This is a genomic window from Pseudomonas sp. DNDY-54 (genome assembly GCF_019880365.1).
Classification (GTDB): Bacteria; Pseudomonadota; Gammaproteobacteria; order Pseudomonadales; family Pseudomonadaceae; genus Stutzerimonas; species Stutzerimonas stutzeri_P.
The window spans coordinates 1,680,437-1,695,585 of the sequence record NZ_CP082271.1 but is presented as its reverse complement, the minus strand read 5'-3'; the positions used below and the strand labels follow the sequence as shown (position 1 = coordinate 1,695,585).

Here is a 15,149-nt window from a genome sequence, read left to right as displayed (position 1 = left end):
ATCGCGTGTACACCAATCTAGAAACCGGACACCGACCAGTCCCCTCGCCCCCTTGGGGAGAGGGTTAGGGTGAGGGGGCAGAGTCCCGCCATACACCTCAGTCGAATTCCACTTCGGCCTTCTGCGCCAGGCCGTTGTGATCGCCAGCCCAGAGTTCGGCCTTGCCTGGCGCGACGATGCGTCCGCCAACCTCGAACGGCTGCGGCGCGATCAGCGGGCGCAGGCCGCGGTAGGCGAAGCGGCGCAGGCGGGCGTCGGGATTGGCGCGGCAGAAGGCGCGCAGGTTGAGCGTGGCGATCAGCGGGCCGTGAACGACCAGGCCGGCATAGCCCTCGGTCTCGGTGACGTAGGGCCAGTCGTAGTGGATGCGATGGCCGTTGAAGGTGACCGCGGAATAGCGGAACAGCAGCGTCGGCGTCGGCGTGACCGCTTCGCGCCAGCCACCGGCGACCATGGGTTCGCCGCTGCTGGTTTTCGGCGGGCTGGGCTCACGGTAGACGATGTCCTGCTCTTCGCGGATGGCCAGACGACCGTCCTGCAAGTAGTCGTGCTGCACAGTGACGAACAGCAGCGCACCGGTGCGACCTTGTTTTTCTTCGATGTGCTTGATGGTGGATACCCGGCGCGCCTCGCCACCGGCCTCAAGCGGACGAAGAAACTCGACCCGGCCTCCGGCCCACATGCGGTTGCGGTTATCGGCCGGGGGCAGGAAGCCGCCGCGCGCCGGGTGACCGTCTTCGCCCAGGCCGCTCTCGGCGATGGGCTCCTGAAAGAAGCACCATTGCCACAACGGCGGCAAGGCCTCGCCATGGGCGGGAGTGCTTTCACCGAAGGTCGCGGCGATGCGCATCAGCAGATTGCGGCTGAGCTGGTCGTGCACTTCTTCGCGGCGGCCAATCCAGGCAGAGATATCGGTCATTGCGGCTTCCGGTCGTTGTCTTTGTTTCGCTGGAGAATGCTACGAAGGCGGCGTTCCGTGAATTTGTATTTACCGACACCGGCATTCGGATAAGCTGAACGCCGTTCCAAGCACCGGTATCAAGCATGCATTTCGATCTGGCCGACCTGCGTCTGTTCATTCATATCGCCGAATCGCCCAGCCTGACTCAGGGCGCACGCCGCGCCCACCTGTCGCCAGCGGCAGCCAGCGCTCGCATCAAGGCGCTCGAAAGCCAGCTGGACAGCCGCCTGCTGTATCGCGACAGCCGCGGCGTCGAGCTGACGCCGGCCGGCCACAAGTTGCTGCAGCACGCACGGCTGATCATGCGCCAGGTCGACTACCTGAAGAGCGAGTTCACCGAATACGGCACCGATTCGGCCGGACATATCCGTATCTTCGCCAACACCACCGCGGTGACCGAATTTCTGCCGGAAGTGCTGGCGGGCTTTCTCGCCGAGCGCCCCGGTGTAACCGTTGACCTGCAGGAAAGGCTGAGCCGCGACATCGTCCGTGGCGTGCTCGACGGCAGCACCGACATGGGCATCATCGCCGGGCCGGTGCGCGCCGAGGGACTGCAGGTCCTGCACTTCAGCACCGACCGCCTGTTGCTCGCCGTGCCGATCGGCCATCCGCTGGCAGGCGAGCAACAGCTCACGCTGCGCCAGACGCTGGCCTACCAGCACATCGGCCTGCATGAGGGCAGTACGCTGCTGACCTTTCTGCGCGATCAGGTAGAAAAGCTTGGCAGCCAGCTATCGCTGCGCATCCAGGTCTCGAGCTTCGAAGCGGTGTGCCGGATGATCGAGGCTGGCGTCGGCATCGGCATCATTCCTGAATCTGCGGCAAGGCGGCACAGCCGCACCATGCAGCTTGCGCTGGTGGCACTGGACGAACCCTGGGCGGTACGCGAGCGCAGCATTCTGGTGCGCGAACTGGACGCGCTGCCCGGTAGCGTGCGTGCACTGATCGCGACGCTTCGGCCGGGACAAAACTGAAAGTTTGGTCCAAGCTTGCACACAAACGGTCAGCCCCTTGCTAGCCAGACCGCCAAACCCACTCAAGGGCGCGCACGATCGCCTCACGCCGTTGGCATCGCTGAAACGCATTTCGCTGAAAATCCGCTTCGTTTTGAATCCTCGGCCAAAGATGCTGCCCAAGCTGCATACGCCAATGCATCGTTTACCAGATAGTGATTTGATTCAGTCACTTATCGACACAGCGGTACGCTGCCAATGATCAGCAGCCTGCCTTCACGGATTAACTTGCTCAGGGTTGTTTTGTTATGACGTCGTTACTGGCCCCCATCGGTTCGCTGCTGGGTGGCGTTGCATTTCTTCTGCTCGGCCACGGACTGCTGAACACGCTGCTGACGCTGCGCGGCATCCAAGAGGGATACTCCACTGGCTTGATCGGCCTGCTGATGTCCGGCTACTTCGCCGGCTTCCTTGTCGGTACGTGGCTCGCCCCGTCACTGATTCGGCGAATCGGCCATATCCGTACTTTTGCGTTTTACGCTGCATTGGCTTCGATCGCGGTGCTGTTGCATGTGCTGATCGTCAACCCCTGGGTGTGGCTGGTGTTGCGCGTGATGTACGGCGTCGCCTTGGTCACGCTGTACATGGTCATCGAGAGCTGGCTTAACGCCCAGGTCAGTGGCGAGAAGCGCGGTCAGGTGTTCGCGATCTATATGGCGGTCAACCTCGGCTCACTGGCGGCCGCTCAGCAACTGCTTGGCCTCGATAGCCCGATGAATTTCACCTTGTTCGCGCTGGCGGCCATCCTGATCTGCGCCGCGCTGATGCCCATCACGCTGACCCGCCAGGCACAGCCCGCGCAGCCTGACATGCCGGCCACCGACCTCCTGCAGCTGGCTCGTATCGCTCCCCTGCCCTTGATGGCCGCAGGGATTTCAGGGTTGACCCTCGGCGGGTTCTGGGGATTGGCGCCGGTCTATGCCTCCCAGAGCGGCTTCGATGCGTCCGGCGTCGGCCTGCTGATGAGTATCACCATCCTGGGCGGCGCCGTCCTGCAATGGCCGATCGGGCTGTTTTCAGACAAGCATGACCGTCGTCTCGTGTTGCTCTGGGTGGTGGCGATCGCCGCCATCATTGGCGGCCTGATCACCCCGCTGACAGCCGGTCCGCTGCTGTTGGGGATGATGTTCATCTGGGGCGGTCTGGCTTTTTCGATCTACTCCATTGCCGTGGCGCAGATGGTCGACCAACTGCACCCCGATGAAATCTTGTCCGGCTCCAGCGGTTTGTTGCTCGCCAACGGTTTCGGCGCGGCCTTCGGACCTGTGGTTGCCGGTGGCCTGATGAGCTTTTTCGGGCCGAAGGCCTTGCCGGTATTCTTCGCCGTGACACTGGCGTTTCTCGCCATTTATTCCTTCTACCGCGCTCGCCGGGTGTTCGATCTGGTGACCGAGCCGCACGGCCACTTCACGCCAATGCTGCGTACCAGCCACACCGTGCTGGAGCTGATGCCAGACACCCCGGAAGGCGAGACCACGGAAACGGAAGCCACCGAACCGGACCCCGACGATGTAGTCGACGAAACCATCGTCGAACCCCGTACGGGTACGCACTAGCGCCTGTTACCTCGGAGTGGCGGTCGCAAAACAGCCCCGTAACCACCCCCGCACCGCGCCTTATATTTCCGTGCCGTGACGGTTCGCACTCATCGGCGAGCGTCTAGAAGTCCACTTTGCCTCGCCCGGCCTTGATTGCACCGCGTTTATTCTTGCCATCAAGGCGGCGTTTTTTCGAGCCCAGCGTCGGCCGGGTCGGCCGGCGCGCCTTCTCGATTTTTGCCACGCTGCGGATCAGCTCTGCCAGTCGCTCCAGCGCGTCCGCGCGGTTTTGCTCTTGCGTGCGATATTGCTGCGCCTTGATGACGATCACGCCGTCGCTGGTGATGCGGCTGTCACGCAACGCCAGCAGACGCTCCTTGTAAAACAGGGGCAGCGACGAGGCATTGATATCGAAGCGCAGGTGCAACGCGCTGGATACCTTGTTGACGTTCTGTCCGCCCGCCCCCTGCGCGCGGATCGCGGTCAGTTCGATTTCGCTGTCTGGTAGCTGAACGCTGTTGGATATGTCGAGCATCGGCCCTTCGTGATCGGAAATGGAGAAAGCATTGTCCACAAGCGGCACGGGGCCGACATGTTTTTATATGATTTCGAGCCGCTGATGCCTGCGCGGTTCAGCTAACGTAGCGCCTTCGCAACAGATGGACTCGTGCATGGACTCGATAACACAAGCCCTTCTCGGCGCCACGGTACAAGCGTCGCTGCTTGGCCGATGGCAAGGTCGCAAGGCGCTGCTTTACGGAGCGGTACTGGGGACGCTACCGGACCTCGACGTGATCATCGACTATGGCGACGCGGTCGCTGACATGACCTACCACCGCGGATTCAGTCATTCACTGTTTGTGCTCAGCCTGCTGGCGATAGCGCTCACGTGGCTGGCTCGACGATTCAGACCGGACCCGAACTATACGGGTACGCGACTGTTCTTGACGATCTGGCTGGTGCTGGCGACCCATGTGTTGCTCGATGCGTTTACCAGCTACGGCACCCAGCTCTTCTGGCCCCTGACCACACCGCCGGTGGCGTGGTCGAGCGTGTTCATCATCGATCCGTTGTACAGCGTGCCTCTGCTGGTGGCAGTGCTGGCCGTGGCAGTATCGGGTTCGAAGGGACGCAGCCCTCGCGGTCCTGTGCTGGCATTGGTCGTGACGTCGCTCTATCTGGGCTTCACGCTAACCGGCAAGCAGATGGCTGAGCAGCGTGTGGAGACAGCGATGGCCGACCAAGGCGTGCAGGCGAGCCGGGTATTCAGCACGCCAACGCCATTCAACAGTCTGCTGTGGCGAGTCATCATCATCGACGGTGACGACTATTACGAAGCGCTGGTGAGCTGGTTCGACGACGGTCCGCCAGATTTGGTGCGTATAGACCGCGACGAACGGCTCGCCGCCGCACTCCAGTCATCGCCACAACATGCGCGCCTTCAGTGGTTCACTGACGGCGTGATGCGTTATGACGAGGTCGACGGTCAGCTGCTGGTGACGGATTTGCGCCTCGGCATGACCGGCTTTCACCCGTTCCGCTTCGCCCTCGCGGAACGCAACGGCGATGACTGGAAACTCATCCCCTATGTCGCACGGTTGCCGGCGGAACGCGGCGACATCAGCCGGCTGGAAATGATCTGGCGGCGGATATGGAACCAGCAACCCGCCCTGCCATTGGCCGAATGGGCCGCTGAACTGAACCGACGCTGATTAGCGGCTGCGCGACTTCTGCCAGCGCCCGAGGCCGTAAAGCAGGGCGCCGAGCGCCATCAACAAGCCGGCACGCACCCAAGTGCCGGCGCTTTGCTGGGATAGCAGCAACAGGCAGGACAGAATCGCCAGGACCGGCAGGATCGTCGGGGTGCGAAAGTGAGGCTCGTCGACGTTGTCCTTACGCAGCACCAACACCGCGACGTTGGTACTCATGAACACGAACAACAGCAGCAAGACCACCGTTTCCGCGAGCGCTGTGAGCGTGCCCGTCACAGTGAGAATCATGGCCAGCAAGGTGGTGACCACGATTGCCAGCCAGGGGGTGCGGCGCTCCGGCAACACGCGCGTCAGTATGGATGGCATCAACCCTTCATCGGCCATGCCATAGGCCAGGCGGCTGGACATGATCATCGTTAGCAGGGCGCCATTCGCGACAGCCACCAGCGCCACAGCCGCGAAGAGCCAGTCCGGTACGGCATAACCAGTGGCGCGGACCACATCCAGCAAGGGGGCTGATGAATCGACCAACATCGCCGGGGGAAGCACGGCTGTTGCGGCGACCCCAACGCCCACATAAACCAAACCTGCCACAAGTAACGCACCGAATAACGCCCGAGGATAGTTGCGCCGAACGTCCTTGACCTCTTCGGCCACGTTCGCCGAAACCTCGAAGCCGACAAACGAGTAGAACGCGATCAATGCCGCACCCAACACGGCAATGGCAGGCGACACGTCCGGGGCAAATTCGAGCACTCGCGACGGCTCGCCTTGCCCGCTCAAGAGAAAGCGGGCCGCCAGCACCACCACGAACAGCAGGCCCGACACTTCGATGACGGTCATCACCGCGTTGGCACCCAACGACTCCCTGATGCCGCGCGCGTTAAGCAACGCAACGATAGCCAGGAATACCAGAGCAGTAGGCACGGCCGGGGTGTCGATGAAGGCACCCAGGTAATCGCCGCCAAACGCGAGCGAGAGGCCGGCCGCGCTGGTCACCCCCGCCGCCAACATGCAAAAGCCCACCAGAAAGGACAGCAGGGGTTTACCGAATGCGCGCTCGGTGAACACCGCTGCGCCGCCCGCCTTGGGATATTTCGTGACCAGCTCGGCGTAGGACGCCGCGGTCAGCATCGCAAAGCCCAACGCGACCAGCAAAGGCACCCAGACCGCCCCGCCCGCCTCGCCTGCAATCTTGCCGACCAGTGCATAGACGCCAGCGCCCAGCACGTCACCGAGGATAAACAGGAAAAGTGCGGGGCCGCTGATGGCTCGTCGTAAGCGAGACTCCCCGTTCGAGAATGCGCTCGCTTTCATAAATGGCGTGCCCCTGGGACGGAGCTGGAATGGGCGTTCAATCGGGTCACTCCGAAGCGTGCGGCGGCGCCGCGTTACTGTCTAGAGAGCCGAAGCCTCGACGGAGTTCAGCGACCCAAACGACAAAGCCCCGGCGTGGGCCGGGGCTTCGCTGTCGCGGAAGGGTCACTCAGGTGCGGAAACGAGCCACCAGCCCCTGCAACTCAACGCCCAGACGCGCCAGTTCGGCACTGGCGCTGGCGGTTTGCTCGCTGCCGCTGGCGCTCTGTTCGCCGATATCGCGTACCCGGGTCACGCTCTCGGAAATATTTTCCGCTACCGCGCTTTGCTCTTCGGCCGACGCCGCAATTTGCTGGTTCATCTGCTCGATGGTCGAGACCGACTCTGTGATACGGCCGAGCGCAATGCCGGCTTCACTGGCCAGGTCGACCGTGCGCTGAGTCAGATCGCGGCTGGTCTGCATCTGCTCAACCGCTTTCTGAGCGACGCGCTGCAAGTTACCGATCAGGCCTTCGATCTCTTCAGTGGAGTCATGGGTACGGCGCGCCAATGCGCGGACCTCATCAGCCACCACGGCGAAGCCGCGGCCCTGTTCGCCGGCGCGAGCGGCTTCGATCGCAGCATTCAGGGCCAACAGATTGGTTTGCTCGGCAACCGCGCGAATCACCTCGAGCACGCTACCGATGCGGCCGCTTTCGGTGTTCAGCTCTTCGATGGCGTGAGCCGACTGCTCGACTTCGCCAGACAGGCTGCCGATCTGGCCGATGGCCTCCTGGACTACCAGGTCGCCTTGACGGGCTTGCTGGTCCGCCTGACGCGCTGCCAGCGACGCCTGCTCCGCGTTGTGCGCCACTTCCTGCACTGTCGCCGCCATCTGATGCATGGCAGTCGCGACCTGATCCGTCTCTTCTCGTTGTTTCTGTACGCCGGAGCTTGTCTGCGCGGTGACGGCGGACAGTTGCTCGGCAGCGGTAGCAATTTGACTGACGCTGCCACCGATGCGCCCGATCAGCGTACGTAAGCTGTCGGTCATGCCGTACATCGCCTGCTGCAGCTGGCCAAGCTCATCCCTGCGCGTAACCGTCTCGGACCGCGTCAGGTCGCCATCTGACACACGCTGAGCCAGCTCGACGGTATAACGCAGCGGCACGACGATCATGCGAGAAATGGCGGTCGCAGCGACCAGCCCCAGGATCACGGCAAGGCCGGTAATCGCCCCAAGCAGCCAGTTGGCGTTGCTGCTCTGCGCCTGCATTGCCTGGTTGGCGACAGTCAGCGCTTGGTTAGCGGTATTCAGCACGCGCTCCGCCTGGCTCACCATCGCGCTCTCCAGAGCGACTCGTTGCGCGCGATTGGCACGAAAATCGGTAAAGGCCTGCTCGTAGGCGGCGAGCGCAGCAAGCGCGCCGTCCATGGTGGTTTTCTGTTCGTCGTTAAGCCAGGTCTTCAGGCTGCTACCGATCGTGGTGACGTCGTTGTATGCGTCTTTCCAACCATCGATTGCCTCCTGAGCGTTGTTGCCGATGAATACGCTTTCGAAGGTGCGCAGGTCGAGGATGCGCTTGGTCAGGCCGGACGCCGCCTCCGCAATGGTCAGGGGGTCACTGCCTTTGAGATGGTCCCCTTCCAGACGCAGCACGCGAACGGCGTCGTACATATCCAGCTCGATGTACTCGAACTCCTCGCGGCTTTTCTGCGCCGCTTCGTTCATGTGTTTGCGCAGTTCGAGGCCATTACTGATCAACAAACCGTAGTCAGTAAATTGCCGCGCATACTCGGCGGCATCGCTACGAATTTGCTGCAGCGCCACCTGTTCTTTGGCATCCGAGATCTCGGAGAGGTCATCCAGCTCCTGATTGAGCTTGGCCAGCGTGGCGCGCAGTGCTGAGGCCGACGCATCACTGCGAGTCAGCGCGAAGTCACGTTCCAAGCCGCGCGCTTCAAGAACGGCCGCGTTGATGGCTGCCAGCTGGGTCGTTTGAGCCGACCGGGCCAGAATCGAATCGACGGCAACAAAGCCTGTGGCGGCAACGGCCAAGGTCAGCAAGAGCACCATGGCAAAGCCAAGCAATAGCTTCTTGCCCACGGATAGGTTGGCGAATAAAGACAGCATGGGAATCCTAGAAAGTATGCGCACGTCTTGGAGTCGGCCGGTGTCGACCAAAGTTGAGTGCGAAAGCGAAGCTATTTAATCAGGGTATACCGGCCATTTGCCAGCAACTGAAGCGAAGAATGGCGTGTACTCTGCATAAACGCAGACTGACGCGGCTTCAATGTTGCTGCAAATGGCCGTAAAGCTTGGCGTAGAGCCCGCCGTCCGCAATCAGCTGTTGGTGATCGCCCTGTTCTGCAATGCGTCCACCATCGAACACCAGCACCCGGTCAGCCTGCTTAACGGCCGACAGGCGGTGCGCGATGATCAGCGTTGTCCGACCCTGCAGGAAACGATTGAGCCCTTGATGCAGCGCGTACTCGGTGGCCGCATCCAGCGCCGAGGTTGCCTCGTCGAGAATCACGACTTTTGGCTCTGCCAGCACCATCCGGGCCACAGCCAGCCGCTGTCGCTGGCCACCGGATAAGCGCACGCCCGATCGCCCAACAATGCTGTCCAACCCGGCAGGAAGCTGCCGAATCGTGTCCGCCAACTGCGCAATTTCCAGGGCATGCCAGCACGCCTGGTCATCTCGCTCTCGGCCCATCAGCAGGTTGGCGCGCACCGTATCGTTGAACAACGCCGGATGCTGCAGCACGACCGCAACGTTATCGCGAACCGTCGCCAGGCCGATGTCCTGCACCGCGACCCCGGCGAACCGGATATGCCCGGCTTGGGGTTGATACAGCCCCAGCAACAGCTGTACGAGCGTGCTTTTACCACCGCCGCTGGCACCGACGATGGCGACCTTCTCACCCGCCGCGATGGACAGATCCAGACCTTCCAGCACCGGCTCATCCTGATAGGAAAAGCACAGCCCCTGAACCTCAATGTCGACCGTATCGCGGCCCAAAAAAGGGTCCTCACCACCGGCGTACTGCGGCTCGTCGGCGCGTGCCAGCAACTGGTTGATCCGCGTTAGCGCACCGCCTGCCGCGTAGAACGCGTACTGCAGATTCAGCAACTGCTCAACCGGGCCGATCATGAACCACAGATAGCTGAACACCGCGAGCATCTGCCCGATGGACAGGTCGGAGAACAGCACGGTAAGCATTGCTGCGGCACGGAAGATGTCGATGCCAAACTGAAACAGCAGACCACTGGCACGATTGGATGCATCGGTCTTCCATTGCGACGCCACGGCGTAATCCCGCACTTCGCGGGCACGCAGACCAAGGCGACCAAGGAAGAAACCTTGTCGGTTGCCGGCACGTACTTCCTGAATGGCATCCAGGGTTTCTGTGAGCGCCTGGGTGAATAGCGAGGTGCTGTCGTTCTCCAGTTTCTTCAGGTGCTTGACGCGTTTGCCCAACTGCACCGTGGCGTAAATCACCAGCGGGTTGAACAGCAGGATCAGCAGCGCAAGCTGCCAATGCATCCAGAGCAGGATTGCCGCCGTGCCGGCAATGGATAGCAGCGCCACCAGCAGCCGGCTGAGGGTCTCGCCGATGAATTTGTCGATGGTCTCCAGATCAGTGACCAGATGCGCGGCAACCGTGCCGCCGCCGAGGCTTTCGTACTCGCTCAAGGCAATACGCTTGAGGCGTTCGATGAGACGCACACGGATGCGGTAAACCAGATCCTTGGACAGCCGGGCGAAAAGCCGCGCCTGCAAGACGTTGAACACCAACGCGGAGGCCCGCAACAGCAACGTGACGCACAGCATCAACCCGATATAGCCGATCGCCGTCTGCCAGCCCACCGGCAAAAACCTGTCCATCACCTGCAACGCCGTATCGCCTTGCCCCAGCAACACTTCATCGACGAGAAGCGGCAACAACAAGGGGATCGGTACGCTGCAAAGCGTCGCCAGCACCGCCACAAGATTCGCCAGAATCAGCGCTTTACGATGATGCAGCGCCAGGCGACGAATCTCGGCCCAACTGAGCTGGTCAGGCATCGACATTGTGATCCAACCAGCGGTCCAGCAGCGGCGAGAGCACGTCGAGTGGCTGATAGCCGTTGGTTAACAGAGCGAGCTGCCCGTCGTGCTCGGCCATCAGAGTGGGAAAGCCCGCGATGCCCAGATTGCGGGCCCACTCAAAATCCGCAGCGGTGGTGTCACGTACGGCCTGAGAATCGAAACGGTCGGCGAACGCCTTCGGCTGAAGGCCCGCCGCCTCTGCCAGCTCAACGAGTACGGACGGCAGCGTGACGTCACGCCCTTCGACGTAAAACGCCCGCTGAATAAGCGCTGCGAGTTTCCAGGCAACCGTCGTGTCCAGACCGCGCGCCGCGACCAGTGACCGGCAGGCGGGCTCCGTGTCATAGACCAACCCCTCGGGCAGACCGGCGGCGAAGTTGAAGGGTTGCCCGCTTGCTTCGTGCACCGCATGCCAGTACGAAGCCGTGCGCTCGCGAGCGGCCTGATCCATCGCGATTCGCTCCTGACGCAAACCCCCGACCACCAGATCTGTACCCACCCCGCGCGCCTGCGCCTGCTCGCTCAATGCCTGCACGACCGGGGCAAAGCCCCAGCACCATGAGCACATCGGGTCCATCACGTAGATCAGTCGGGTGCTCATCGGGGCTCCGGTTATGTCAGGTGACGCGTGGGCTGCGTACGTTCACGGCTAGGTCGTTTGGCTATGCGCCCTGCTTGCGGTAGTTGTAGCCAATGGGGTGCGGCTGGTTGCGCTTGAGTGCGAGTTCAATCTGCTTCTGCCGCTCGCGCGCACTGTGACGCGTTTTCTCGCTGAGGTTATCCCAGCAATGTGGGCAGCTGATGCCTGGAGCGTAGTGCTCCGATTGGCGGTCCTCCAGCGAGATCGGCGTGCGACACGCGTGGCACTGGTCGAAGTCGCCTTCGGTGAGGTCATGCCGCACCGTCACACGGTTGTCGAAAACGAAGCAGTCGCCGCGCCAGCGTGTTTCTTCCTGCGAGACCTCTTCCAGGTATTTGAGGATGCCGCCCTTGAGGTGATACACCTCTTCAAAGCCTTCGCCGAGCATGAAACTGGACGCCTTCTCGCAACGGATACCACCGGTGCAGAACATCGCGACTTTCTTGTGCTTGGCCGGGTCATAGTGAGCTTTGATGTACTCGGGAAACTCGCGGAAGGATTTCGTCTTCGGATCGACTGCGCCTTCAAAGGTACCGATGGCCACTTCGTAGTCATTGCGTGTGTCGATCAACAGCACTTCCGGGTCTCCGATAAGCGCATTCCAATCTTTCGGATCGACGTAGGTGCCGACGCGCTGATTAGGATCGACGCCGGGCACACCGAGCGTGACGATCTCCTTCTTCAGCTTGACCTTGGTGCGGTAGAACGGCTGCTCGTCGCAGTAGGATTCCTTGTGATCGATGTCGGCCAGGCGCGCATCGGTGCCAAACCAGGCGAGCAGCGCGTCAATTCCGGCCCGGCTGCCGGATACCGTGCCATTGATGCCTTCTTCAGCCAGCAGCAGCGTGCCTTTTATGCCGTTGGCATTGAGGGTTTCGAGCAGGGGCTCACGCAACGCGACGTAGTCCGGCAAGGAGACGAACTTGTACAGCGCCGCGACGACGATTTTCTGGGTCATGCAGATAGTCTCTCCAGTGGTCACCCGCGCAAGGGGCGGACCGGGAATGCGAAAACGACAACGCCGGCGTGAGCCGGCGCGGCGCGCATTCTAGCAACAAATCCTGACCAGGCCTCAAGCCGCCTGGCAGCTTGTTATTTGTGCCCTCCGGCACAGACCGGTGAAGCGGGCGCAACGCCCTGCTCAGCCCATTCTTCCGGCGTGTAAGTGTGCAATGCGAGGGCGTGAACCTGCTGCATCAAATCGCCCATCGCGGCGTAGGCCTTCTGATGGCGCTTGACGGCGTTCAGACCACCGAATTGCTCGCTGACGATCACGGCTTTGTAGTGAGTTTCCTGCCCGCGGCTGTGCATGTGGCTTTCATCCAAGACCTGCAGGTGTTGAGGTTGCAGGGCGCTTCGCAGTGCCTGTTCAATCAAATCGAGTTTGGACATCCGTCTGCTCCATCAGGGCTTCTTCTGCGTGTCGAGTTCGGCTGTCATATCAGCCAGTAGTTTGTTCACTTGAGGCACAGCGCTTTCCAGCTTGGCTTGTGTCACCTGCGCCGAGCGGGCGTTGAGCTGCGGCAGCTGGGTGAGCATCTTTTTGCCCAGCGCGGATTCGTAGAATTCATTGAGCCGCGTGAGCTCCGATTCGTTGAAAGTTTCGGTGTACAGCGCCACGAGATCGGGTTTGACCTGCTCCCAGCCGATGGCCTTATCGAGCGCGGCATCGGCCTTGGACTGATAGCTCTCCAACAGGCCCCGCTTGCTTTCCGGTGCCTGAGTCTGCTCAAAGCGCTGGGCAAACATCTGCTGAACCTGGGCATAGACCGGCACCGAGATACGGTCGGCGTTAACCAGCTCGAGAAAACGCTCGGCCTGAGCCTCATGGCCGGCACTGTCCGCGCTGGCATGGCCGGCGAGCAGCGCCAGTGACAGCGCCCCACACACGCCGAAGGAGTTGAGAATGTGCATAAGGTGATCCTTGCCGAACGAGAGATGAGCCTCAATGGACACATTCTGCGCGCGGAGTTCCAATCGCTCAAGGAAGAGCCAAACTGCTGATTGAACCAGTGTCGCCAGCCGGCGACCTAACAGGAAGACCTCATCAATGGAGCACGGCATGACACGCACCGAAACCGACAGCCTGGGCCCAGTGGAAGTGCCGGAACAGGCGTATTGGGGAGCGCAGACCCAGCGCTCGTTGAGCAATTTCGCCATCGGCGATCAACGCATGCCGCTTGCCGTTTGCCATGCGCTGGCCTTGATCAAAAAAGCCGCAGCTCGGGTCAACGACCGCATTGGTGATCTGCCGCCGGATATCGCGCGACTGATCGAACAAGCCGCCGATGAGGTTCTCCACGGGCAGCATGACGACCAGTTTCCGCTGGTGGTCTGGCAGACCGGCAGCGGCACCCAGAGCAACATGAATGTCAACGAAGTGATCGCTGGCCGCGCCAACGAACTGGCCGGAGGCACGCGCGGCGGCAAGACGCCTGTTCACCCCAACGATCACGTGAACCGCGCACAGAGTTCGAACGACTGCTTCCCAACAGCCATGCACATCGCCATCGCCCGCGCCATCTACGACGACCTGCTGCCGGCCATTGCCGAGTTGTCCGGCGGCATCGCCGAGAAAGCCGCGCGCCATGGCCAACTGGTCAAGACGGGGCGCACCCACATGATGGACGCCACCCCCGTTACCTTTGGCCAGGAATTGTCGGCCTTCGTCGCGCAACTGGATATCGCCGAGCAGGCGATTCGTCACACCCTGCCCGCGGTCCTCGAACTCGCCCAGGGTGGGACGGCAGTGGGCACCGGACTCAACGCGCCCCACGGATTTGCCGAAGCGATTGCCGCCGAGCTGGCAGCGCTGTCAGGCCTGCCCTTCGTCTCGGCGCCGAACAAGTTTGCAGCATTGTCGGGACATGAACCGCTGGTTGCGCTCTCCGGCGCGCTAAAAACGCTGGCCACGGCGTTGATGAAGATCGCCAACGACTTGCGTCTCCTAGGTTCGGGGCCACGCGGTGGTTTTGCCGAGGTGCGCTTGCCTGCCAACGAACCGGGCAGTTCGATCATGCCGGGCAAGGTCAACCCGACCCAGTGCGAGGCGCTCTCGATGCTCGCCTGTCAGGTGATGGGCAACGACGTCACGGTGAGTTTCGCCGCCAGCCAGGGCCACCTGCAGCTGAACGTATTCAAACCAGTGATCGTGCACAACATGCTCGAGTCGATCCGACTTCTCGCGGATGGTTGCCGCAACTTCAATACGCACTGCATCGTCGGGCTGGAGCCGGATGCCGGACGCATGGCCGAGCACCTCGAGCGCGGCCTGATGCTGGTAACCGCCCTGAATCCGCACATTGGGTACGACAAGGCTGCCGAGATCGCCAAGAAGGCGTATGGCGAAGGCTCCACGTTGCGGGAAGCGGCGTTGGCGCTCGGCTATCTCACCGACGAAGAGTTCGATCAGTGGGTGCGACCGGAAACCATGCTGGAATCCAGCCGCAGCTGAGTGGTCCGGGCGGTAGTTGGGCGCCGGATCGGGCCCCGGCCGCGTGCGAAGGCTACCTGCCCTGCTTGCGCTGAACTTGCTGTTGAACTGGTGGGCTGAACTGGTGGGCTGAACTGGTGGGCTGAACTGGTGGGCTGAACTGGTGGGCTGAACTGGTGGGCTGAAGCCCACCCTACGGTGGTGAGAGGTTTGAGTGGTCCGGGCGGCGAGCGCGTAGGGTGGGCTTCAGCCCACCGGGAACCTCACCGCAGGGCAACCCATTCACTTGCTGGTAAACGTCGCGACCTCACCCCCCATTGCATCGCTGACTTGGCGCCAGACTCAGCGAGGATGGCGAAGCATCTGGTGCGGGCTGAAGCCCATCCCACGAGCGACCCACTAAAGGTCAGGCATAAAAAACCCGCGCCATCTGGCGCGGGTTCATAACCGTTCCTGCGA

General features: G+C 61.9%; 13 protein-coding genes and 1 pseudogene. 4 read left to right on the top strand and 10 right to left on the bottom strand.

Annotated features, from left to right (window positions below; translation table 11 throughout):
• Positions 1-97: 97 nt before the first annotated feature.
• Positions 98-919: a MaoC family dehydratase N-terminal domain-containing protein gene (locus K4O48_RS08005; RefSeq protein ID WP_222911493.1), complete on the bottom strand. Its 822-nt coding sequence runs from the start codon at positions 917-919 to the stop codon at positions 98-100.
• Between the two features lie 125 nt (positions 920-1,044).
• Between K4O48_RS08005 and K4O48_RS08000 the strand changes: the two genes are divergently transcribed.
• Positions 1,045-1,935, top strand: coding sequence for a LysR family transcriptional regulator (locus K4O48_RS08000; RefSeq protein WP_222911492.1), 891 nt, complete (start codon positions 1,045-1,047; stop codon positions 1,933-1,935).
• Between the two features lie 287 nt (positions 1,936-2,222).
• Entirely contained in the window at positions 2,223-3,530 is a 1,308-nt protein-coding gene (locus K4O48_RS07995; protein ID WP_222911491.1) for an MFS transporter, read from the top strand.
• 103 nt (positions 3,531-3,633) lie between these two features.
• On the opposite strand, the gene arfB is transcribed toward K4O48_RS07995, so the two are convergent.
• Positions 3,634-4,047: an alternative ribosome rescue aminoacyl-tRNA hydrolase ArfB gene (arfB, locus tag K4O48_RS07990; protein WP_222911490.1), complete on the bottom strand. Its 414-nt coding sequence runs from the start codon at positions 4,045-4,047 to the stop codon at positions 3,634-3,636.
• Between the two features lie 136 nt (positions 4,048-4,183).
• Here arfB and K4O48_RS07985 point away from each other — a divergent pair, with 136 nt between their 5' ends.
• On the top strand, positions 4,184-5,224 hold the full coding sequence (locus tag K4O48_RS07985; protein WP_222911489.1) for a metal-dependent hydrolase: 1,041 nt from the start codon (positions 4,184-4,186) through the stop codon (positions 5,222-5,224).
• Here the strand turns inward: K4O48_RS07985 and K4O48_RS07980 are convergent, their stop codons facing one another.
• The 8 genes and pseudogenes from K4O48_RS07980 to K4O48_RS07950 all read right to left on the bottom strand — a co-directional run bounded on the left by K4O48_RS07980 (position 5,225) and on the right by K4O48_RS07950 (position 13,171).
• The gene (locus K4O48_RS07980; protein ID WP_222911488.1) at positions 5,225-6,541 is read right to left on the bottom strand and encodes an APC family permease; all 1,317 of its coding nucleotides are present in this window, start codon (positions 6,539-6,541) and stop codon (positions 5,225-5,227) included.
• Between the two features lie 169 nt (positions 6,542-6,710).
• Complete coding sequence (locus K4O48_RS20695; RefSeq protein WP_409518944.1) at positions 6,711-7,415, bottom strand: methyl-accepting chemotaxis protein; 705 nt, start codon at positions 7,413-7,415, stop codon at positions 6,711-6,713.
• Positions 7,416-7,616: 201 nt separating this feature from the next.
• Positions 7,617-7,700 (bottom strand): annotated as a pseudogene (locus K4O48_RS20690) (hypothetical protein); the annotation flags it as partial.
• 1,111 nt (positions 7,701-8,811) lie between these two features.
• The gene (locus K4O48_RS07970) at positions 8,812-10,593 is read right to left on the bottom strand and encodes an ABC transporter ATP-binding protein (RefSeq protein WP_222912035.1); all 1,782 of its coding nucleotides are present in this window, start codon (positions 10,591-10,593) and stop codon (positions 8,812-8,814) included.
• The gene (locus tag K4O48_RS07965) at positions 10,586-11,218 is read right to left on the bottom strand and encodes a DsbA family protein (protein ID WP_222911486.1); all 633 of its coding nucleotides are present in this window, start codon (positions 11,216-11,218) and stop codon (positions 10,586-10,588) included. Before K4O48_RS07965 ends, K4O48_RS07970 begins: the two co-directional genes overlap by 8 nt.
• Before the next feature lie 61 nt (positions 11,219-11,279).
• Positions 11,280-12,215: a rhodanese-related sulfurtransferase gene (locus tag K4O48_RS07960; RefSeq protein ID WP_222911485.1), complete on the bottom strand. Its 936-nt coding sequence runs from the start codon at positions 12,213-12,215 to the stop codon at positions 11,280-11,282.
• A gap of 134 nt (positions 12,216-12,349) precedes the next feature.
• Positions 12,350-12,649 carry a BolA family transcriptional regulator gene (locus K4O48_RS07955; RefSeq protein ID WP_222911484.1) on the bottom strand — a complete coding sequence of 100 codons (300 nt, stop codon included), beginning with the start codon at positions 12,647-12,649 and terminating at the stop codon, positions 12,350-12,352.
• A 12-nt stretch (positions 12,650-12,661) separates the two neighbouring features.
• Positions 12,662-13,171 (bottom strand): DUF2059 domain-containing protein, encoded by a 510-nt coding sequence (locus K4O48_RS07950; protein ID WP_222911483.1) that lies wholly within the window; start codon positions 13,169-13,171, stop codon positions 12,662-12,664.
• A gap of 148 nt (positions 13,172-13,319) precedes the next feature.
• Here K4O48_RS07950 and K4O48_RS07945 point away from each other — a divergent pair, with 148 nt between their 5' ends.
• Positions 13,320-14,711 carry a class II fumarate hydratase gene (locus K4O48_RS07945; RefSeq protein WP_222911482.1) on the top strand — a complete coding sequence of 464 codons (1,392 nt, stop codon included), beginning with the start codon at positions 13,320-13,322 and terminating at the stop codon, positions 14,709-14,711.
• Positions 14,712-15,149 lie beyond the last annotated feature (438 nt).